Annotated in this window: 21 protein-coding genes and 2 pseudogenes; 18 read left to right on the top strand and 5 right to left on the bottom strand. The window is 66.7% G+C overall.

The window, feature by feature from the left end; translation table 11 throughout:
• The first annotated feature begins 13 nt into the window (after window positions 1-13).
• Complete coding sequence (locus ABIE51_RS11395; protein WP_192630825.1) at window positions 14-280, top strand: DksA/TraR family C4-type zinc finger protein; 267 nt, start codon at window positions 14-16, stop codon at window positions 278-280.
• 21 nt (window positions 281-301) lie between these two features.
• Here the strand turns inward: ABIE51_RS11395 and ABIE51_RS11390 are convergent, their stop codons facing one another.
• The 3 genes from ABIE51_RS11390 to ABIE51_RS11380 form a co-directional block, all read right to left on the bottom strand.
• Window positions 302-1969, bottom strand: a complete 1668-nt coding sequence (locus ABIE51_RS11390) for a GMC oxidoreductase (protein ID WP_192630824.1) — start codon at window positions 1967-1969, stop codon at window positions 302-304.
• Window positions 1970-3141: 1172 nt separating this feature from the next.
• Complete coding sequence (locus tag ABIE51_RS11385; protein ID WP_354504101.1) at window positions 3142-4929, bottom strand: M56 family metallopeptidase; 1788 nt, start codon at window positions 4927-4929, stop codon at window positions 3142-3144.
• Window positions 4930-5030: 101 nt separating this feature from the next.
• On the bottom strand, window positions 5031-5444 hold the full coding sequence (locus ABIE51_RS11380; protein WP_115840986.1) for a BlaI/MecI/CopY family transcriptional regulator: 414 nt from the start codon (window positions 5442-5444) through the stop codon (window positions 5031-5033).
• Between the two features lie 148 nt (window positions 5445-5592).
• Between ABIE51_RS11380 and ABIE51_RS11375 the strand changes: the two genes are divergently transcribed.
• From ABIE51_RS11375 to ABIE51_RS11300, 16 genes and pseudogenes are all read left to right on the top strand, one after another.
• Window positions 5593-6078, top strand: a complete 486-nt coding sequence (locus tag ABIE51_RS11375; protein WP_192630822.1) for a hypothetical protein — start codon at window positions 5593-5595, stop codon at window positions 6076-6078.
• A gap of 99 nt (window positions 6079-6177) precedes the next feature.
• The gene (locus ABIE51_RS11370; protein ID WP_157030350.1) at window positions 6178-6546 is read left to right on the top strand and encodes a VOC family protein; all 369 of its coding nucleotides are present in this window, start codon (window positions 6178-6180) and stop codon (window positions 6544-6546) included.
• Window positions 6547-6551: 5 nt separating this feature from the next.
• Window positions 6552-7355, top strand: a complete 804-nt coding sequence (locus ABIE51_RS11365) for a DNA alkylation repair protein (RefSeq protein ID WP_192630821.1) — start codon at window positions 6552-6554, stop codon at window positions 7353-7355.
• 77 nt (window positions 7356-7432) lie between these two features.
• Window positions 7433-7888 (top strand): azurin, encoded by a 456-nt coding sequence (azu, locus tag ABIE51_RS11360; protein ID WP_192630820.1) that lies wholly within the window; start codon window positions 7433-7435, stop codon window positions 7886-7888.
• A gap of 319 nt (window positions 7889-8207) precedes the next feature.
• Window positions 8208-8618: a hypothetical protein gene (locus tag ABIE51_RS11355; RefSeq protein WP_277802480.1), complete on the top strand. Its 411-nt coding sequence runs from the start codon at window positions 8208-8210 to the stop codon at window positions 8616-8618.
• 12 nt (window positions 8619-8630) lie between these two features.
• Window positions 8631-9257, top strand: a complete 627-nt coding sequence (locus tag ABIE51_RS11350) for a YidH family protein (protein ID WP_192630818.1) — start codon at window positions 8631-8633, stop codon at window positions 9255-9257.
• Between the two features lie 45 nt (window positions 9258-9302).
• Window positions 9303-10424: pseudogene (locus tag ABIE51_RS11345) on the top strand (sulfatase-like hydrolase/transferase); the annotation flags it as partial.
• 235 nt (window positions 10425-10659) lie between these two features.
• Complete coding sequence (locus ABIE51_RS11340; protein ID WP_354504868.1) at window positions 10660-10971, top strand: hypothetical protein; 312 nt, start codon at window positions 10660-10662, stop codon at window positions 10969-10971.
• Window positions 10972-11122: 151 nt separating this feature from the next.
• The gene (locus ABIE51_RS11335) at window positions 11123-11929 is read left to right on the top strand and encodes an HAD family hydrolase (RefSeq protein ID WP_354504097.1); all 807 of its coding nucleotides are present in this window, start codon (window positions 11123-11125) and stop codon (window positions 11927-11929) included.
• A complete protein-coding gene (locus ABIE51_RS11330) occupies window positions 11926-12882 on the top strand; it encodes a formylglycine-generating enzyme family protein (protein ID WP_354504095.1) in 957 nt (318 codons plus the stop codon). The genes ABIE51_RS11335 and ABIE51_RS11330 overlap by 4 nt, the downstream gene beginning before the upstream one ends.
• Window positions 12883-12932: 50 nt before the next feature.
• Entirely contained in the window at window positions 12933-13316 is a 384-nt protein-coding gene (locus tag ABIE51_RS11325; RefSeq protein WP_192630815.1) for a DUF1622 domain-containing protein, read from the top strand.
• A 67-nt stretch (window positions 13317-13383) separates the two neighbouring features.
• Window positions 13384-13725, top strand: coding sequence for a zinc ribbon domain-containing protein YjdM (locus ABIE51_RS11320; RefSeq protein ID WP_192630814.1), 342 nt, complete (start codon window positions 13384-13386; stop codon window positions 13723-13725).
• Window positions 13726-13802: 77 nt separating this feature from the next.
• A complete protein-coding gene (locus ABIE51_RS11315) occupies window positions 13803-14372 on the top strand; it encodes an NADPH-dependent FMN reductase (protein WP_192630813.1) in 570 nt (189 codons plus the stop codon).
• 294 nt (window positions 14373-14666) lie between these two features.
• Window positions 14667-15278 carry an HD domain-containing protein gene (locus tag ABIE51_RS11310; RefSeq protein ID WP_192630812.1) on the top strand — a complete coding sequence of 204 codons (612 nt, stop codon included), beginning with the start codon at window positions 14667-14669 and terminating at the stop codon, window positions 15276-15278.
• Between the two features lie 88 nt (window positions 15279-15366).
• Window positions 15367-15618, top strand: a pseudogene (locus tag ABIE51_RS11305) (YbhB/YbcL family Raf kinase inhibitor-like protein); the annotation flags it as partial.
• On the top strand, window positions 15512-15847 hold the full coding sequence (locus tag ABIE51_RS11300; protein WP_354504866.1) for a YbhB/YbcL family Raf kinase inhibitor-like protein: 336 nt from the start codon (window positions 15512-15514) through the stop codon (window positions 15845-15847). The pseudogene ABIE51_RS11305 and the gene ABIE51_RS11300, both read left to right, overlap by 107 nt.
• Here the strand turns inward: ABIE51_RS11300 and ABIE51_RS11295 are convergent.
• Together ABIE51_RS11295 and ABIE51_RS11290 are read right to left on the bottom strand one after the other, a co-directional pair.
• Entirely contained in the window at window positions 15841-16602 is a 762-nt protein-coding gene (locus ABIE51_RS11295) for an SDR family oxidoreductase (protein ID WP_192630811.1), read from the bottom strand. The two genes, ABIE51_RS11300 and ABIE51_RS11295, sit on opposite strands and share 7 nt — an antisense overlap.
• Window positions 16603-16705: 103 nt before the next feature.
• Complete coding sequence (locus ABIE51_RS11290) at window positions 16706-17704, bottom strand: aldo/keto reductase (RefSeq protein WP_354504091.1); 999 nt, start codon at window positions 17702-17704, stop codon at window positions 16706-16708.
• A 174-nt stretch (window positions 17705-17878) separates the two neighbouring features.
• Between ABIE51_RS11290 and ABIE51_RS11285 the strand changes: the two genes are divergently transcribed.
• On the top strand, window positions 17879-18808 hold the full coding sequence (locus tag ABIE51_RS11285; RefSeq protein ID WP_157030338.1) for an AraC family transcriptional regulator: 930 nt from the start codon (window positions 17879-17881) through the stop codon (window positions 18806-18808).
• Window positions 18809-18835 lie beyond the last annotated feature (27 nt).

The following is an 18835-nucleotide window of genomic DNA, read 5'->3' as shown; positions in this document are numbered from 1 at the left end:
CAGGAGACTCGACATGGCCACCGGTTGGGCAGGCGACGGCGCCGTGCAGGACCAGATCGATGCGACCGTGAAGGACGGCATCAAGCGCGCACGAAGCAAGCTGCCGCAAGGGCCGGGTCTGACGCATTGCGAGGAATGCGGCGTCGAGATCCCGCAGGCCCGCCGCGACGCCGTCCACGGCGTGCGCCTGTGTATCGCCTGTCAGGAAGCGCACGACGCCGAAGAGGCCGCCTTCGCCGGTTACAACCGTCGCGGCAGCAAGGATTCGCAGCTGCGCTGATCGAGGCGCCAGACGCCGCGCTCAGATTCCCAGCAGCGGCGTCGCCTGTTCCAGCCTCACGCGCAACTGCTCGGCCAGTCGCAGGCTCAGCGCGATGATGGTGAAGGTCGGGAACGCCCAGCTGCCGGTCGGGAACACCGAACTTCCGGCGATATGCAGGTTGTCCACGCCGTGCACCTGGCAGTGCCGGTCCACCACGCCTTCGCGCGGGCTGTCGGCCATGCGCGTGGTGCCCATGTGGTGCGAGGTGCCGAACACCTGCGGCACGCCGCCGTCTTCCTCCAGCCATGACGCCGACTGGAAGCGACCGTTGCACGCGCGCGCGAGTTCGCCGCCAAACAGCGTCGCGGCGGTGCGGTAGGTGTGGCGGTCCAGCTCGGTCAGGCGCCAGTCGACGTTGACCTTCCGAAGCCCCAGCGCATCGCGTTCGTCGCCGAGCGTGATGCGGCTGTCGTGGTTCGGTACCTGTTCGAAGTAGCCGATGAGGTCGACGCGTTCGGTGCGCACCGTCGGCTTGCGCGTGAGCTTGCGACCCACGGCCTTGGCGATGTCGCCCGCGTTGAGCCCCGCGCGCAGCGTGAGCGAGCGGATGTCCTCGGTCGGCATCGCATTGGCGATGTAGTCCGGTTCGCCATTGCGACGCCCGCACACGCGCGCCTTGATCGCCCAGTTCTCGTTGCCGCGACGCGCGCGGATCGCCGCGCGCAGGTCGCGCAGCGCCTGCAGGCCTTCGGGCACCGGCTCCTCGAACGCGAACGGCCGCACGCGTCCGCTGAGGATGCGGTGCCGGCGCTGCGCTTCGTCCGACAGGCAGATCTCCGGATGCGCCTGCGGGCGGCCCTTGGGCACGTTGCGATCGTACGGGCGCGTGAGCACATGCGGATCGTCGGCGAACAGCGTGCCGAGCTTTCCGCTGGGATGGTCCATGAAATAGCGGCCGACCAGATCGTGCGGATTGCCCAGGCCCTGCGGAACGGTCGCGTTCGAGGACAGCAGCAAGCGCGCGTTCTCGATGCCGCCGCAGGCGAGGACGTAGTGCCGCGCACGCACCGTGCCGCGGCGACCGTCGAGCGTGCCGATGCGTGCCTGACGCACGGCCTGCGCCGATTCCACCGCGTCGAGTTCGAGCAGGTTCGCGTGCAGCAGCACGGTGATGTTGTCCGCGCGCTCGAACACGTCGTGGTACGCGTGGCCGAAGATCATCGGGCTGGACGCGAACGTCTTGTGCACCAGCGCGTCGCTGTCGAAGTCCAGCGGCCGTCGCGAGAAGGGCGTGAGGAAGGTGTCCTCGCCGAAGTCGTGCTGGTCGAGACCGCAGAACGTGCGCGCCTTACGGTAGTGGGGCTCCAGGTCGGCGAAGCCGATCGGCCAGCCGCTGTGCGGTACCCAGTCGCGCGGTGCGAGGTTCGCCAGCGGAATGCAGCCGCGGCCCCAGTAATTGCAGGTGCCGCCGAACGCGCGCAGCCGCGAGGCACCCGGATCGAAGGGCGGTTCGCCGACCGAATGCCCTTCCAGCAGCGCCTGGTAGCGCGCGTCGGCGGTCAGCCCGCCGCTCTCGATCACGCAGACGGACGCCTGCGTGTCGAGAAACGCCCATGCGATCGCCAGGCCGGCGGCGCCGGCCCCGATGATGCAGATGTCCGCGTCGATGTCGGCCGGCGAGGACGCGTTCCGGAAATCGAAGATCAAATGCCTTGCCCCTGGGAACAGTTCTTCTTATGCGCCTGTGCACGAAGCGCACACAGGGCCACCGTTCGAAACCAACGCAGCCCGGGGAAGAAAGGGGACAGGTGGGAAGGTTGAGGCAGGCCGCTTACGCGGCACTGCCGCGTGGCCTGCCGAAAGCCCGGCCATGGATGGCCGGGCGGGGCGTTCCGGAGTTGGATGCGCTTCGCCATGGATGGCAGCGGCTTCATCAACGAAGTCGGTGCAAAGCGGCACTGCCGCGTGGCCTGCCGAAAGCCCGGCCATGGATGGCCGGGCGGGGCGACCCGGAGTGGGATGTGCTTCGCCATGGATGGCGGCCATGCCACCAACGAAGTCCGTGCAGAGCGGCACTGCCGCACAGCGGACGTCAACGGAGTCACTCCGCCGCCCCTCACCCCAACCCCTCTCCCGTTGGGAGAGGGGCAATCAACGGCGTCATCCCGGCGAAAGCCGGGACCCAGGCCCGCAGCCTTCGGTGAACCAAGTCATCGTCATTCCAGCGAAAGCTGGAATCCATCTTGATCTTGCTTCGTGCGCTGATCGCGTCAGCGACAAACAGCAGCCACGCATCGCAAGCGCCACCGCATCGCACGCCCCGACCCTCACCCCAACCCCTCTCCCGGTGGGAGAGGGGCTTGAAAGCCGTCGTCCCGGCGAAAGCCGGGATCCAGCCGGGAGCGTTAGGGCGCTCCATCACCGGCGAACCACCTCACCGTCATTCCAGCGAAAGCTGGAATCCATTTTGATCTTGCTACGAGCGCTGATCGCGTCAGCGATAACGGCAGCCACGCATCGCAAGCGCCACCGCATCGCACGCCCCGACCCTAACCCCAACCCCTCTCCCGGTGGGAGAGGGGCTTGAAAGCCGTCGTCCCAGCGAAAGCCGGGATCCAGGCCGGGAGCGTTAGGGCGCTCCATCACCGGCGAACCACCTCACCGTCATTCCAGCGAAAGCTGGAATCCATATTGATCCTGCTACAAGCGCTGATCGCGTCAGCGTTGGACAACAGCCACGCATCGCGAGCGTCAGCGCAGCCGCACGTGCCGCCCCTCACCCCAACCCCTCTCCCGTCGCGAGAGGGGCTTCAAGCCGCCATCCCGGCGAAAGCCGGAACCCGGGCCGTCAACCAACTAACCAACCAACCACCAACACCTCACCGCGCCACCAGCGGCATCGGCTGCGCGAGGCCGCGCGCCATCGCGCTGTCGAGCAGCACGCGGGTCTTGCGCTCGGCTTCCTCGATGATCTTTTCCTGCTGCTTTCCGAGCGCGTCCATCTGGCGGCCCAGGGCGTCCATCGGCTTGCTGGCTTCATCCATCTGGCGGCCCAGCGCCTCCATCGGGCCCTGGTTCGCGGCGAGAGCGGCGGACTGCTGCTCGATCACGCGGCTCTGCTCGTCCATCTGGCGACCGAGTTCATCCATCTGGCGGCCCAGGTCGTCCATCGTCGCTTCCAGGCGATCGCGGCCGGCACCATCCGCGCGCGCCATCTGCGAGGCGATCTCCGACTGCCGTTCGGCCAACGCGCTCTGCTGGTCGGCCAGGCGTTCCATGCGTCGCGACGATGCGTTGATCGCGCGATCGTCGTCGGCCTTGGCCGAAAGCTGTTCCATCTGCGCGCCCAGCGCCTCCATCTTGTTGCCGTGGACTTCCATCTGGTCGCCGAGCGCTTCCATCTGCTCGCCGATGCGATCGCTGTCGCGCCATGCATCGCGCACCTTCGCCATCGTGTCGGCGTCGGACACCACGTAGGCCTTCCCATCGCGACGGAACCAGATGAAGTCCTGGTTGGTCAGGCTGCGGCGGGCGCGTTCGATTTCGGGGATGTCGTCGGTCGAACCGGACATGCGGAAGCCGTCGCGATCCTTGCTGACGAGCGCGTAGGCGTTGTCGTCGTCGTGCTTGAGTCGCAGCGTCGTCGAGGCGCTCTTCGTCGGCGTGGCGGCGGGCTTCGCCTTCGGTTGCGCGGAGGGTTGCCCGTTGCTGGCTGCATCGGCTTTCGCTTGCGCGGACGCGGCGGCTGCGGGTTTCGCGTCCTGGCCGATCTGCGCATGCGCGTAGAACGCCAGGCAGGCGATCGCGACGCCGACCAGCGGCAAGGCGACGCCGCCGCGCACGGGGCGCGCGCCGGGACGGACGAGTTGTTCGATGCGGGACATCAGATGGCCTCCATGGGCGGCTTGCGCGAGATTGGGCGTGGACAGGTCGACGGTGTGGCTGCATGACCACTCCGCCAGTTCGGACAGCGCCAGCGCGAGCCGGCGCGGTTGACCGGTGACGTCGGCGGCGAGGCGGTCGGCGATGTGTTCGCGTTCGTCGCGGATGCGACGCGACAGCCACCACGTGACCGGGTGGTAGAACAGCAGCGCCTCGGCGAGGTTCTGCAGCAGGTTGACGAGGTAATCGTGGCGGCGGATGTGCGCCAGCTCGTGCGCGAGCAGGGCTTCGACCAGATCGGCCGGCATGCGCGTGAGCAATCCCGCCGGCAGCAGCACGACCGGGCGCCACCAGCCGGCGGACACCGGCGAAGACAGCGAATCGACGATGCGAAGCGCGACATCGCGACGCAGCCCGAAACGCTGCGCGAGCGCGTCCAGTCGCGATTGCCACTGCGCGTGTGCGGCCGCTTGCGGCGTTGCGCGAAGTCGCTGGATCCAGAGCAGTCCGGCGACCATGCGCAGCGACAGCGCTCCGGCGCCGGCGGCCCAGAGCAGCACGATTGTCGGCAGCGCGGCGTCCAGTCGTGATGCCCAATCCGGTGCGACGTCGCCGGTGACGATGGCCAGGGCGGTGATGCGTACGCCGTCGCCCGCGGGAATGACGCCGCCGGCCGTCGCGGGCGTCCACATTTGGGCTACGACATACAGCGTCGGCACCAATGCGCACAGCAGCAATGCCGAACACGCCACTGCGTAGCGCGCCTGCGGGCGTGCATCGCGCATCAGCCGCAGGGCGATCGCCGCAAGCAGTCCGATCAGTGCGCCTTGCCAGAGGAAGTGGAGCAGGGCGCGGCCGAGCGGCCGGCACCAGCTGGGCGAGGAAGTCAGTCATCGCGGTGCTCCGTGCCGTTGTCGTCGGCGTTGTCCTTGAGGAAACGGCGGATTTCCTCGCGTTCCTTGTCGCTCACGTGTTCGTTCAACGCTGCCATTACCAGCGCCTTGCCCGAGCCGGAAAACGCCTTCTGGATCAACTCGGAAAGCAGGTTCGTCTGCAACGCGTCCTGGGCATGCGCGGCGGCGTAGACGTGCGATCGCTGGCTCTCGTCGCGCGTGAGCAAGCCCTTGCCATGCATCACCTGCATCAGGCGCAGCACCGTGGCGTAGGTGATGTCGGGGCGCTCGGCGAGCCGGGCCTGGTGGACGTCCTTCACCGTGGAAGGACCCAGACGCCAGATCGCCCGCAGCAGGTCGAGCTCGGCGGCGGTGGGTTTCGGCGGTCGGGCATTCCTGCGGGTCATGGCGGTCTTCGAAAGGTGCGTGCGAGGATGCTGATCCATCTAGAACGTTTTGTCTAGACCGTTTTGTCTATGACGAAAGTCACGGGTGCCGGCCTTCGAGCGCCACTAGGATGGGCCGGCCGCGCCAGGCGCCACCGGGAGCATCGCGATGTCCTCCGTCCGTCCGTTCGCACCGCGCATCCTCTGGGCTTTCGTTTTGATCGGCGGAGTGCTCGTCGCCCTTGGCGACTTCATCTTCGCCACGACGCTTTGGTTCTCGTGGGACGCGGAAGGTTTAAGGCGCGTCTTCCAGACCATCGCGGTCGGCGTGCTGGGGGAGGCCAGCTACGACGGCGGCACGCAGTCGGCCGTGCTCGGCGCGGTGCTGCACGTGCTGATGGCCACGGCCTTCGTGGCGATCTACACGCTGGTCGCCCGTCGCTTCCCTTCGCTGCTGACGCGGCCCGTCGTGCTCGGCGTGCTCTACGGCGTCGTGCTCTACGTGGTGATGAACTTCGTGGTGATGCCGCTCTCGCGCGTCGGACGCTCGCCGTCGTTCGCGCATCCGGACTGGATCGCCTATGCCGTGCTTGCGCACATGTTTTTCGGCGTGATCTGCGTGCTGTTCGCACGACGCGCCTTACGGCGCGGTTGAGTGCCGCCGGCGTCCGCCGGTCGGCTGGCCGCAAACACCCCTTGACGCATCGGTCGCGCGACCGATAAACGAGCGCAATCCACCGGACGGAGCGCCGCCATGCTGGAGAAGGTCGCTTTCACGATGTACCCCGTGGTCGACGTCGATCGCGCCTGCGATTTCTACGAGAACACGCTGGGCCTCAAGCGCGGCTCGCATGGCCACCAGGACGGTCAGTACTGGATCGAATACGACCTGCCCGGCGGCGGTTGCTTCGCGCTCACCAACGCCACGCCGTCCAAGCCCAGCGAGGCCGCCGGCGGTACGGTCGGCTTCGAAGTGGACGACCTGGACGCGACCGTCGCAGACCTGAAGAAGAAGGGCGTCACCTTCCGCAGCGACATCATCGTGACGCCTGTGTGCCGCATGGCCGTGTGCGTGGACAGCGAAGGCAACGCGTTGCTGCTGCACCAGTTGAAGCGGAAGTGACGCGCATGGCCGCACGCACGTCCCCCGTCGACACGCCCAAGGCACGCACGCGATTCGCGCTGGACTGGCTTCGCGATCACGCCTCCGAAGCTGCACGCGCGGGCATGGCGCGATTCGCGATTCCGTCCGACCACGCGCTCGGTGTGTCGATGAAGGACATCCAGGCGCTCGCGAAGCAGCTTGGCCGCGATCACGACCTTGCGGCCGCATTGTGGAGCACGGGCGTCTACGAGGCGCGCATGCTCGCTGCGTATGTCGAGGAGCCCGAGCAGGTCACGCCGGCGCAGATGGATCGGTGGTGTCGGGACTTCGACAACTGGGCCGTGTGCGACACGCTGTGCTTCGTGTTGTTCGACCGGACGCCGCATGCCTTCGCCAAGGTCGTGCAGTGGTCGTCGCGCCGCGACGAATTCCAGAAGCGCGCGGCCTTCGCGCTGCTCGCAAGCCTTGCGTTGCACGGCCGGCTGGGCGACGAGTCGCTGTATGCCGATGGCCTGGCACTGATCGAACGCGAGGCCTCCGACGATCGCAACTTCGTGAAGAAGGGCGTGAACTGGGCGCTGCGAGCGATCGGCCGGCGCCCGGACTGGCGCACGGAAGCGACCCTCGTGGCCAAGCTGCTTGCGGCCTCCGACGAGGCGAGCGCGCGATGGATCGGAAAGGATGCGCTGCGCGAGTTCGCGAAGCAGCCTCCGAAGGCGCCGAAGAAAGCACCGGCGAAGAAGGCGACGAAGAAGGCGGCCGTGAAGGCACCGCAGAAGCGATCGGCAGGCCGGACGGTCAGAAGCAGGCCGCGAAGCGCGGCTTGATCCGGATCAAGAGCGCAGGGCATGACGCTTCCTAGACTTTCCCCAGGCGCAATCCTGCGCATGCTCAAGGGGATGACATGAAAACCGCACTGCTGCTGGCCGGCCTCGCGCTCGCCGGTGTTTCGTCGCACGCTTCCGCCGCCGACAACTGCACGGTGAGGATCAAGGCCAACGATGCGATGCAGTACGACATCAAGACCGCGACCGTGTCCGCGTCATGCCCGGCCATCACCATCGAACTCACCCATACCGGGAAGATGCCGGTGGCTGCGATGGGGCACAACGTGGTGGTCTCGCAGACCGTGCTGTACGACGCCATCGCGCGCGACGGACTGAAAGCCGGCGCAGCGGCGGGATACGTGCCGAAGAACGATCCGCGCGTGATCGCGGCCACCGCGCTCATCGGCGGCGGCCAGAGCACCAAGACCACGTTTGCCGGTTCGCGCCTGAAAGCCGGCGGCGACTACGCCTTCTATTGCAGCTTCCCGGGCCACGCGACGCTCATGCGCGGCAAGCTCATCGTGGTGAAGTGATTGCCTGACGCGACCGCTGTCAGCAACAGGTGATACGCCCGCGGCGTCGAAAACCCGGCGCCGCAAACCGTTCGCGCGCGTTCTTCACACAAGGACGCAGTGTCGTTCATTCCGCCGTCACGACCCTTTCACCGCATCGACACGATGATCCGGTGGCCTGCCGCCGGGACGCTGCATTCACGGCGAGTCTGACGGAGGCGACTGCGAGGAAGAGCGTTCCGGTGCGTCGCGCCGGTGGCGTGCTTTTCCCGCTGCCATCGCGAGTCGAGCTGTCCGATTTGCCGGTTGTTCCCGTGCAGTCATGCAGGAGGGGCAGGGCTTGGAAGCGTTCGTGCACGACGTGGTGCGTTTCTACGACGACCTGATCGGCCGCACGCATGGCCCGATGTCGTTCCGCTTCTTCCTGCAACCGGGCATGGCGCTGCTGATGGCGCTGCGCGACGGCACGCGGGATGCGAAGACGGGCCGGCGTCCGTATTTCTGGAAGATCGTCAACGACCCGGCGGCGCGCCGCGCGTCGCTCCATGAAGGCATCAAGGCGACCACGCGCATCCTGATCCTCGGGCTGGTGATGGAGGTCATCTACCAGTACCGCGTGCTCGGCACCTTCCACGTGCTGGAGGCGATCAACGTGATCGTCGTGCTGTGCTTCCTTCCTTACCTGCTGCTGCGCGGGCCGATCAATCGGCTGGTGCGCTGGTGGCATGCGCGTGCGCATCGCACGGCCTGAACGGAGACGCCGATGAGCTCGCAGCACGATGAAACCCCGGCGCGGCCGAAGCGATTCGAGGACACGCAGCTGCCGGCGATTCCCGACGTGGGGCTGCTCGATGCGGACGTCGCATCGGTCGAGCTCTCGCAGCATCGTACGAAGCTGTCGACGCACCGCACGGGGCTGTCGGAACACCGGACGGATCTGTCCGAATACCGCACCGATCTGTCGACCAATCGCACCGAGATGTCGATGCGTCGCACAGGCATGTCGTTCCAGCGCACGCGCCTGAGCGCCGAGCGCACGCTGATGTCGGTGATCCGAACCGCGCTGTCGCTCATCGGGTTCGGTTTCACGATCTTCCAGGTGTTCAGCAGGGGGCGCGAATCGGGCCTGTTGAACATCAGCACGGCCGCGCCGAGCAACTTCGGCATGGCGCTGGTGATGCTGGGCGTGTTGCTGCTCATCGTCGGCATCGTCTACCACATCAACTTCATGCGCACGTTGCGTGCGCAGCGCAACGCCATGGTCCAGCACGGGCTGGTGCATGGCGAAAGCGGCTATCCGGTTTCCTACACGCTGCTCACCGCCTGCGCGCTGCTGCTGATCGGGTTGTACGCCATCGTCACGATGGTGTTCGACGTGGCGCGCGGCTGATCCCGCTGTTCGTTCTGCTTCCCCCACACCACAAGGAGACGCGTCATGGCTCAGGCGAAAAAAGCCGCCCGTCCGGCCAAGGTGGCCAAATCCGCACCGCCTTCGCAGCGGTCCGACAAGGGCGCCGCAAGTAGCGGGAGCACACCGCAGAAGGCGTCCGCGCGCAAAGGCGGGGGCGGCGGGGGCGGGAAGCAGCCGAACATCCTGGTGATCTGGGGCGATGACATCGGCATCGCGAACCTCAGCTGCTACACGCACGGCCTGATGGGCTACCACACGCCCAACATCGACCGCATCGCGCACGAAGGCATGCGCTTCACCGATTCATATGGCGAGCAGAGCTGTACCGCGGGGCGCTCCTCGTTCATCACGGGGCAGAGCGTGCATCGCACGGGGCTGTCGAAGGTGGGCATTCCCGGCGCGCCGCAGGGCATGGTCGATTCGGTGGTGACCATCGCCTCGCTGCTGAAGGATCGCGGTTACGCGACGGGTCAGTTCGGCAAGAACCATCTGGGCGATCTGAACAAGCACCTGCCCACCTTGCACGGTTTCGATGAGTTCTTCGGGAACCTCTACCACCTCAACGCCGAAGAAGAGCCGGAGATGGACGGCTATCCGAAGGACCCGCGCTATCGCGAGCAGTTCGGTCCGCGCGGTGTCATCCATAGCTGGGCGAGCGACAAGGACGATGCCACGACCCACCCGCGCTGGGGCAAGGTCGGCAGGCAAAAGATCGAGGACACTGGACCGTTGACGCGCAAGCGCATGGAAACCTGCGACGACGAGTTCGTCGAGGCCGCCAGCGATTTCATCAAGCGCCAGGACAAGGCCGGCAAGCCGTTCTTCGTGTGGCTCAACACCACGCACATGCATTTCATCACGCACACCAAGCCCGAAAGCATCGGGCAGGCCGGCCCGCACCAATCGCCGTACCACGACACAATGGTCGACCACGACAGGAACGTCGGGCAGATGCTGGACTTGCTGGACGAACTGGGCCTGGCCGAAGACACCATCGTCATCTATTCCACCGACAACGGCCCGCACATGAACAGCTGGCCGGATGCGGGCATGACGCCGTTCCGCAGCGAGAAGAACACGAACTGGGAAGGCGCTTTCCGTATTCCGGAGCTGATCCGCTGGCCCGGCCGCATTCCGGCGGGCGCGGTGAGCAACGAGATCATCCAGCATCACGACTGGCTGCCGACGCTGCTGGCGGCTGCGGGCGACACGGATTGCATCGAGCGCCCTGAAGAAGGGCACCACCGTCAACGGACGCAAGTACAAGAACCTCATAGACGGATACAACCTCCTCCCGTACCTCACGGGCGAGGAAGACACATCGCCACGCAAATGGTTCTTCTACTTCAGCGACGATGGCGACGTGCTCGGCATCCGCTGGATGAACTGGAAGATCGTGTTCATGGAACAGCGATGCCAGGGAACGATGCAGGTCTGGGCCGAGCCGTTCACGGCGTTGCGCATGCCGAAGATATTCAACCTGCGCATGGACCCGTACGAACGCGCGGACGTCACTTCGAACGTCTATTGGGACTGGATGATCCACAACGCGTTCTGGATCTATGGGGCGCAGGCGGCCGCGGCCCAGTACCTGGCGACGTACAAGGAGTTCCCGCCTGCGCAGACGCCGGGCAGTTTCGACCTGAAACAGGCCGAGCAGAAGATGACCGAGATCACGAGCAAGTCGAGCTGACCGGTCGCGCTGCATGGACCCGTTGCCTTCATGGAACGACGGCGCGGCGAAGTCGGGGATCCTCGACTTCGTCGCGCGCGCCTGCGCGCAAGGTGGCCCGGATTTCGTCGCGCAGGACGAACGCATCGCCGTCTTCGACAACGACGGGACGTTGTGGTGCGAGTATCCGCTGCAGGTGCAGGTGTTCTTCGCGCTGGCCGAGGTGAAGCGGCTGGCGCAGCAGGATCCGACGCTGCTGCAAAAGCCCGCGTTCAAGGCGATGATCGACGGCGACGTGAAGGCGCTGATGTCGCTGCCGAAGAAGGATGTCTTCGAGCCGGCGTTCGCGACGCATGCGGGCATGACGGTCGAGGAGTTCCACGCCAACGCGTGGCGCTGGCTGCGGCAGGCCGAGCATCCGAAGCTGCGCCGACCGTTCCTGCACAACACCTACGCGCCGCAGCGCGAGCTGCTCGATTATCTGCGCGCGAATGGATTCAAGACCTACATCGTCACCGGCGGCGGCATCGAGTTCGTGCGGGTGGTCGCGCAGCAGCTGTACGGCATTCCCCCAGAGCAGGTCGTCGGTTCCAGCACGAAGATGAAGCTGGAGGACGGCCCGGGCGGCATGGTCCTGCGGAAGCTGCCCGAACTGGGCAGCTTCGACGACCGGGACGAGAAGGTGGTCAACATCGCGTTGCACATCGGTCGTCGCCCCGTGTTGGCGTTCGGAAATTCCGATGGCGACCTGGCGATGATCCGGTATACGCTCGGTGGCACGGGGCCGCGCATGGCGTGGCTCCTGCACCACGACGACGCCACGCGCGAGTTCGCCTACGATCGCGATTTCAGGCTGAGCGCGCTGCGCGAAGGGCTCGACCGAGCCGCTGAACTGGGCATCGGCGTGGTGAGCATGCAACGCGACTGGAACCGCGTGTTCGCCGACGGCGACGAGACCCCCAACGGAGGCAATGCTTGAGCGAGACGGTCGACAACCCTACGCGTGCCGACAGCCGGTACGACGACATGGTCCGCATCGAAGGCGGCTCATTCACGATGGGCTCGAACGATCACTACCCGGAAGAAAAGCCGGCGCACAAGGTGCGCGTCGATACCTTCCGGATCGATCGTCATGCGGTGACCAATCGCGATTTCGCGCGTTTCGTCGCGGCGACGGGGCATGTCACGCAGGCCGAGAAGCCGGCCGATGCGGCGGATTACCCCGATGCCGATCCGGCGATGCTGGTGCCGGCATCGGTCGTCTTCGTGCCGCCGCCGGGACGCGTGGACCTGCGCAACCACTACCACTGGTGGCAGTACATTCCCGGCGCAGACTGGCGTCATCCGCGCGGCCCGGACAGTTCGCTCGATGGGCTGGAGGATCACCCCGTCGTGCATGTCGCCTATGCCGATGCGCTCGCGTACGCACAGTGGATCGGCAAGGACCTGCCGACCGAAGCCGAATGGGAATTCGCCGCGAAAGGCGGGCGCGACGGCTCCGAATACGCGTGGGGCGACGAACTCGTCCCCAGCGGCAAGCACATGGCGAACACGTGGCAGGGCGAGTTCCCGTGGGAGCTCAAGCCCGAAGATGGCTACGCGTGGACCGCGCCGGTCGGCTCGTTCGAGCCCAATGGCTACGGCCTGTACGACATGATCGGCAACGTGTGGGAATGGACCGCCGACTGGTATCAGGATCACGGACGCATCCAGCAGCATTCGTGCTGCACGCTCGAGAATCCGCGCGGCGCAGAGCGTGACGCGAGCCTGGACCCGCGCGATCCCGCGCGCATTCCGCGTCGCGTGATGAAGGGCGGATCGCACCTGTGCGCGCCGAACTACTGTCGCCGCTACCGGCCCGCGGCGCGCATGGCGCAGCCGGTGGATACCTCGACCTGCCACGTCGGTTTCCGGCTGGTGGTGCGCGGCTGAGTCGAACGCGATGAGTTGACCACGGCCGCGATGCGCGGCGCGGAGGGCGTATGGAGCGCTGGCTGATCGCCGTATCCGAACCGACCATCCTGGCGATCGACTTCATCGCGCTGGGCACGATCGTGCTGGGTACGCTCATCGCGGTGAAGGACGGCATCGCATTGCTGATGGCGCAGGGCGAGATCGACCGCCACGAGCGGCGTCACCTGTGGATGCGCTACTCGCACTGGCTCGTGGCCGGGCTGACGTTCCAGCTGGCGGCGGACATCATCGAATCCTCCATCACGCCCGACTGGGATGGCATCGGACGCCTCGCCGCGGTCGCGGTGATCCGCACGTTCCTCAACTATTTCCTCGAGCGCGACGTGTCCGAGGTCCGGGAGCTCGAACGGGCGCGCGAGCGCGAAACGCTCCCCGAGAAACCTGCGCCTTGACCGGCGCTGCGCCGCGGATCGGCGTCCTGGTCGCGTAGAATGCGCGGCCCCAAGCAGGAGCCGTGCCATGCCCGTTTCGCCCGCCTGTCCGCAGTGCACCCTGACCAACACCTACGTGGACGGTGCGAACTTCGTCTGTGCCGATTGCGGCTTCGAATGGCCGGTGGAAGGCGAGGGCGAGACGTCTTCCGGCGTGGTCGTGCGCGACAGCAACGGCAACACGCTGGCCAACGGCGACACGGTGGTGGTGATCAAGGACCTGAAGGTGAAGGGCTCCTCCATCCCGCTCAAGCAGGGCACCGTGATCCGCAACATCCGCCTGGTCGAGGACGATGCCGAACACATCGAAGGCAACTCCGACAAGATCAAGGGCCTCGTCCTGAAGACGATCTTCCTGCGCAAGGCCTGAGCGCCGGGCGCCACGTCGTCACCGCGTGTTATCGCGGGCGGCGCGAAAGTGGACGCTTTCCGACACGGGAGCGTTCCATGAGCCAGTACCGCATCGGGCTGCTGATCGGCAGCCTCCGGCAGGAATCGATCAACCGCCAGCTCGCGAACGCGCTGACGAAGATGGCGCCGTCGTCCTTCACCTTCCACGAGTGCCGGATCGACGACCTGCCGCTGTACAACCAGGACGACGACAGCCACCAGGCCGCGCCGGTGAAGCGGCTCAAGCAGGAAGTCCGCGAGGCCGACGGCATCCTGTTCGTGACGCCGGAGTACAACCGCTCCGTGCCAGGCGTGCTGAAGAACGCGATCGACCACGCCTCGCGCCCGTACGGCGACAGTGCGTGGCAGGGCAAGCCGGCGGGCGTGATCGGCGGCTCCATCGGTGCGGCGGGCACCGCGATGTCGCAGCAGCACCTGCGCAACATCCTGGCCTACCTGGACGCACCGACGATGGGACAGCCGGAAGCCTACATCCACGTGAAGGAAGGCTTCTTCGACGATGCGGGCAACGTCGCCAACGAGGGCAGCCGCAAGTTCCTGCAGGACTGGATGGACCGCTACGCACAGTGGGTGCGCCTGCATGTGGATGCGGGGCGGGGCGGGTAACGTGGGGACGCGGAACGCCGTGGCGCTCCGCTCTCGCTCGTCATTCCCGCGAAAGCGGGAATCCAGGGGCGTTGCATCTTTGCGCCGCCCGCGTGCGATGTTCGAGAGGTGTGCTGTCGCAAGTTGCGAGGTGGTGGCCTGGAAAACGTGAAAAGTCGCTGGGTTCCCGCTTTCGCGGGAATGACGGCACTGCGGGCTGGCCCGCAGAGTGCGAATGACGGATCGGGATGACGCAGGATGGATGCGGGATCCCTCCAGCGCCACAATGCCCCAACGCTCTTACTTCGCAAGCCCATGTCGCTGAACCTTCCCTTCGACCTCCCCGAACCCCAGCGCCTCGCGCTCGAAAACGCCTACGCGACGCCGCCACGCGCGTACCACAACTTCGAGCACGTCCGCGAAGTGCTGCGCCATTACGTCGAGGCAGCGCACGGGCCGGGCTGGACGCAGCCGGCGGAAGTCGCGCTCGCGGTGCTCTACCACGACGCGATCTACGAAGCCGGTCGCAAGGACAACGAAACGCGCTCGGCGCAACTGGCCGAAGAACACATCGCGCGCTTCATGCCCGATCGCCATATCGATGTGCCGCGCGTGACGCAGCTGATCGAACTCACCGCGCGGCACGGCGTGCTGGAGCCGAACGACGTGGACGAGGAGGCCGCGCTGTTCCTCGACTGCGACATGGCGATCCTGGGCGCGGAGCCGGCGGTGTTCGATGCCTACGATCGCGGCATCGCCGCCGAGTACCGCGCCGTCGTGCCGGGCTGGTTGTTCAAGATCAACCGCAAGCGTTTTTTGAAATCGCTGCTCGGGCGCGAGCGCATCTACCTCACGCCGTTCTTCCACCAGCGCCTGGATGCGTCCGCGCGCAACAACCTGCGCCGTGCGGTGACGTCAAAACGTTAACCGTCCTTGACGGCATGCATGCGCGCGATGCCGAACAATCGCGTCGATGACGTGAACCGGGCGACGTGAACCGGGCAAGGAGTCGCGCATGGCTTTCCAGATCAGTTCGCCTGCCTTCGAACACAACGCGGGGATTCCCTCTCGCTTCACCTGCGAAGGCGACGACGTTTCGCCGGAACTGCGCTGGTCCGGCGCGCCGGAGGGCACGCGCAGCCTTGCGCTGATCGTCGAGGATCCCGACGCGCCCGATCCCGCCGCGCCCAAGCGCGTGTTCGTGCATTGGGTGCTCTACAACCTGCCGGCGAACTCGACAGGCCTGGCGGAGAACATCCAGACCCGACCGACTTCCGTTCGGCACCAAGGCCGGCCAGAACGGATGGCAGCGTGCCGGCTATGGCGGTCCGTGTCCGCCGATCGGCCGGCATCGCTATTTCTTCAAGCTCTACGCGCTGGATATCGAATTGCCGCATCTCGGCGACGTCGACAAGCTCCGCCTGCTCGACGCCATGGAAGGCCATGTGCTCGGGCAGGCGGAGTTCATCGGCACGTACCAGAAGGGCGATCAGTAGGCCTGCGCCGTCGGACGCACCACCAGTTCGTTGACGTCCACGTCGGCCGGCTGGCCGATCGCGAAGGCGATGGCGCGCGCGATTGCATCCGCCGGCAGCATGTCCCTGCGGAACACCTCGTCCACTTCGCGCTTCATCGCCGGATCGGAAATCGTGCTGGTGAGTTCCGATTCGACCGCGCCCGGCGCGATGGTCGTCACACGGAGGAACGGCGATTCCTGGCGCAAGCCTTCCGAAAGCGCGTGCACGGCGAACTTCGTGGCGCAGTAGACGGCGGCCGTGGCGAACACCTGGCGGCCGGCGACGGACGAGACGTTGATGATCTGCCCGGCGCCGCGCTCGTTCATCGACGGCAGCACCGCGCCGATGCCGTACAGCACGCCCTTCACGTTGACGTCGACCATGCGGTCCCATTCGTCGACCTTGAGGTCGGCCATGCGCGAGAGCGGCATCACGCCCGCGTTGTTGACCAGCACGTCGACGCGGCCGAAGCGCGCGATCGTCGCGTTGACGAACGCCTCCACGTCGTCGCGTCGCGTGACGTCGAGCGCCTGCACGAACACATCGCCGCCTTCGTTGCGGATGCGCGTGGCGCTGGCTTCGAGCCGGTCGGTACGACGCGCGCCGAGTGCGAGGATCGCGCCGTGCTGCGCCAGCCGCAGTGCGGTCGCTTCGCCGATGCCGCTGCTCGCGCCGGTGATGGCGACGACCTTGCCGGCGATGTCGAGGGAGAGGGAAGGGGTCTGATTGGACATGGTGTTCTCCGGATGTCGGGATGCAAGGGCCCGTCGCGGCCGGATGCACCGGCCGCGTCAGGGCGTTTACGAAGGACGCCGGCGCCTGCGCGCCGGCGGAGGATCAGGCGTTGACCGAGGACATGCCGGCGGCCGGATAGCGCGTGCCGGCGACTTCGTGCGTCGCGAGCACTTCATCCAGTCGCTGCTGCTCGGCGATGGTCAGGTCGATGCGGGCCGCACCGGCGTTCTCGTCCAGTCGCGAAATGCGGCGCGTGCCGGGGATCGGCACGATGTCGGGCCCGCGATGCAGCAGCCACGCCAGCGCCAGCTGCGCGGGCGTGCAACCGCGTTCGCTTGCCAGTTCGGTCACGGCCTGCACCAGGCGCTGGTTCTGGTCGATGTTGCCGTCCTGGAAGCGGGGGTTCTGGCGACGCCAGTCGGTGTCGGACAGCTCGCTGGTGTTCTGGATCGCGCCGGTGAGGAAGCCGCGGCCCAGCGGGCTGTAGGCGACGAAGCCGATGCCCAGTTCGCGGCAGGCGGCGAGCGAATCGTGTTCGACATCGCGCGTCCACAGCGAGTATTCGCTCTGCAGGGCCGCGATGGGATGTACGGCGGCAGCACGGCGCACGGTCGCGCCGGAGGCTTCCGACAGGCCGAGATGACGCACCTTGCCGGCCTCGACCAGTCGCGCCATCGCGCCGACGGTCTCCTCGATCGGCACCTTCGGATCGACGCGGTGCTGGTAATAGAGGTCGATGTGGTCCACGCCCAGGCGCTTCAGGCTGGCATCGCACGCGGCGGCCACGTATTCGGGCGAGCCGTCGATGCCGAGGAAATCGCCGTTGGGCGCGCGTACGTTCCCGAACTTCGTTGCGAGCACGACCTCGTCGCGACGCGTACTCAGCACGTTGGCGAGCAGTTCCTCGTTGCGGCCGACGCCGTACATGTCGGCGGTGTCGAGGAAATTCACGCCGATGTCGAGCGCGTGGTTGAGCACGGCAAGGTTGTCGGCCTCGTCGCTGGGACCGTAGAAGTCCGACATGCCCATGCAGCCCAGGCCAATGGCGGAGACGACCAGGCCCTGTCGGCCGAGCGTACGACGGGGGAAGGGAACGTTCATGCGAGGCTCCTGCGAGGTGGGGGAAGCGTGGGACACATGCTGCGCCCGGCCCCCGTGACGACGTTAGCCCGATGCTCTGCGATCCTTGCCCGATCCTCCGGGGGTGTGCGCGGCGTCCTTGGCGGACTCGGCGGGCGGCGCATAATCGCCCCGTGCCCATTGGAGGCGTAGACCATGAACACGCAAGGCTCCAACGTCATCGCAGCGCCGCACGGCATGGAGGCCCAGCAGGCCGAGCTCGCCGACCGGATTGCCCGAAACATCCCCGGCGATGGTCTGCATGATTCGATCGTGCCGGGCCTTTCGCTGATCCAGGCCAGCGAACCCTCGCTGCCGTTGCCCGGCGTCTACCACCCGAGCCTGTGCGTGGTCGTGCAGGGCAGCAAGCGGGCGCTGCTGGGCGAGGACGTCTTCCACTACGACGCGCTGAATTACCTCGTGGTGTCGATGTCGCTGCCCATCACCGGGCAGATCCTCGATGCCACGCCGAACTCGCCCTACCTGTGCCTGCGCATCGACATCGACACCGCGCTGGTCAACGAACTGCTGCAGCAGCTGCCGGCCGAACGTGCGTCGCGTCGCGGCGGCCGTGCGGTGTTCGTCGGTCGAACGAGTCCGACGCTGCTCGATGCCGTGCTGCGCCTGGTGCGCCTGATCGATACGCCCGAAGAAGCGGCGATCCTCGCACCGCTGGCGACGCGCGAGATCCATTACCGCGTGCTCACCGGCGAACTCGGCGGGCGCCTGCGCGAGTTGTGCGACGTGGAAGGCCCGTCGCAGCGCGTCGCGCGCGCCATCGACCTGATCAAGCAGCGTTACCACGAGCCGCTGCGCATCGAGCAGCTCGCCGCCGCCGCGCACATGAGTGCGTCGTCGCTGCACGAGCGCTTCAAGGCCGCCACCGCGATGACGCCGCTGCAGTACCAGAAGCAGCTGCGCCTGCAGGAAGCGCGTCGCCTGATGTTGGTCGACGGCATCGAGGCAGCGGCCGCGAGCCATCGCGTCGGTTACGAAAGTCCGTCGCAGTTCAGTCGCGAATACCGTCGCCTGTTCGGTGCACCGCCGCGTCGCGAGGTGATGGCGATGCGCGGGCCGGCGGGCTAGGCTGCCGGCTGGGGAAGTCGACGCCGC

It is taken from the genome of Lysobacter sp. OAE881 (assembly GCF_040546665.1).
GTDB classification, from domain to species: Bacteria; Pseudomonadota; Gammaproteobacteria; order Xanthomonadales; family Xanthomonadaceae; genus Lysobacter_J; species Lysobacter_J soli.
Note: the sequence above shows the minus strand (reverse complement) of the source record. Positions and strands in the feature narration are given on the sequence as shown.

Bases quoted from the DNA above. Each gene is read 5' to 3' on its own strand.
- ABIE51_RS11350 (WP_192630818.1), top strand. From the start codon at position 8,631: ATGAGCTCGCAGCACGATGAAACCCCGGCGCGGCCGAAGCGATTCGAG.
- ABIE51_RS11290 (WP_354504091.1), bottom strand. From the start codon at position 17,704: ATGAACGTTCCCTTCCCCCGTCGTACGCTCGGCCGACAGGGCCTGGTC.
- ABIE51_RS11365 (WP_192630821.1), top strand. From the start codon at position 6,552: ATGGCCGCACGCACGTCCCCCGTCGACACGCCCAAGGCACGCACGCGA.
- ABIE51_RS11375 (WP_192630822.1), top strand. From the start codon at position 5,593: ATGTCCTCCGTCCGTCCGTTCGCACCGCGCATCCTCTGGGCTTTCGTT.
- ABIE51_RS11325 (WP_192630815.1), top strand. From the start codon at position 12,933: ATGGAGCGCTGGCTGATCGCCGTATCCGAACCGACCATCCTGGCGATC.
- ABIE51_RS11370 (WP_157030350.1), top strand. From the start codon at position 6,178: ATGCTGGAGAAGGTCGCTTTCACGATGTACCCCGTGGTCGACGTCGAT.
- ABIE51_RS11315 (WP_192630813.1), top strand. From the start codon at position 13,803: ATGAGCCAGTACCGCATCGGGCTGCTGATCGGCAGCCTCCGGCAGGAA.
- ABIE51_RS11340 (WP_354504868.1), top strand. From the start codon at position 10,660: ATGAACTGGAAGATCGTGTTCATGGAACAGCGATGCCAGGGAACGATG.
- ABIE51_RS11295 (WP_192630811.1), bottom strand. From the start codon at position 16,602: ATGTCCAATCAGACCCCTTCCCTCTCCCTCGACATCGCCGGCAAGGTC.
- azu (WP_192630820.1), top strand. From the start codon at position 7,433: ATGAAAACCGCACTGCTGCTGGCCGGCCTCGCGCTCGCCGGTGTTTCG.
- ABIE51_RS11285 (WP_157030338.1), top strand. From the start codon at position 17,879: ATGAACACGCAAGGCTCCAACGTCATCGCAGCGCCGCACGGCATGGAG.
- ABIE51_RS11380 (WP_115840986.1), bottom strand. From the start codon at position 5,444: ATGACCCGCAGGAATGCCCGACCGCCGAAACCCACCGCCGCCGAGCTC.
- ABIE51_RS11395 (WP_192630825.1), top strand. From the start codon at position 14: ATGGCCACCGGTTGGGCAGGCGACGGCGCCGTGCAGGACCAGATCGAT.
- ABIE51_RS11310 (WP_192630812.1), top strand. From the start codon at position 14,667: ATGTCGCTGAACCTTCCCTTCGACCTCCCCGAACCCCAGCGCCTCGCG.
- ABIE51_RS11385 (WP_354504101.1), bottom strand. From the start codon at position 4,929: ATGCGCGATGCACGCCCGCAGGCGCGCTACGCAGTGGCGTGTTCGGCA.
- ABIE51_RS11320 (WP_192630814.1), top strand. From the start codon at position 13,384: ATGCCCGTTTCGCCCGCCTGTCCGCAGTGCACCCTGACCAACACCTAC.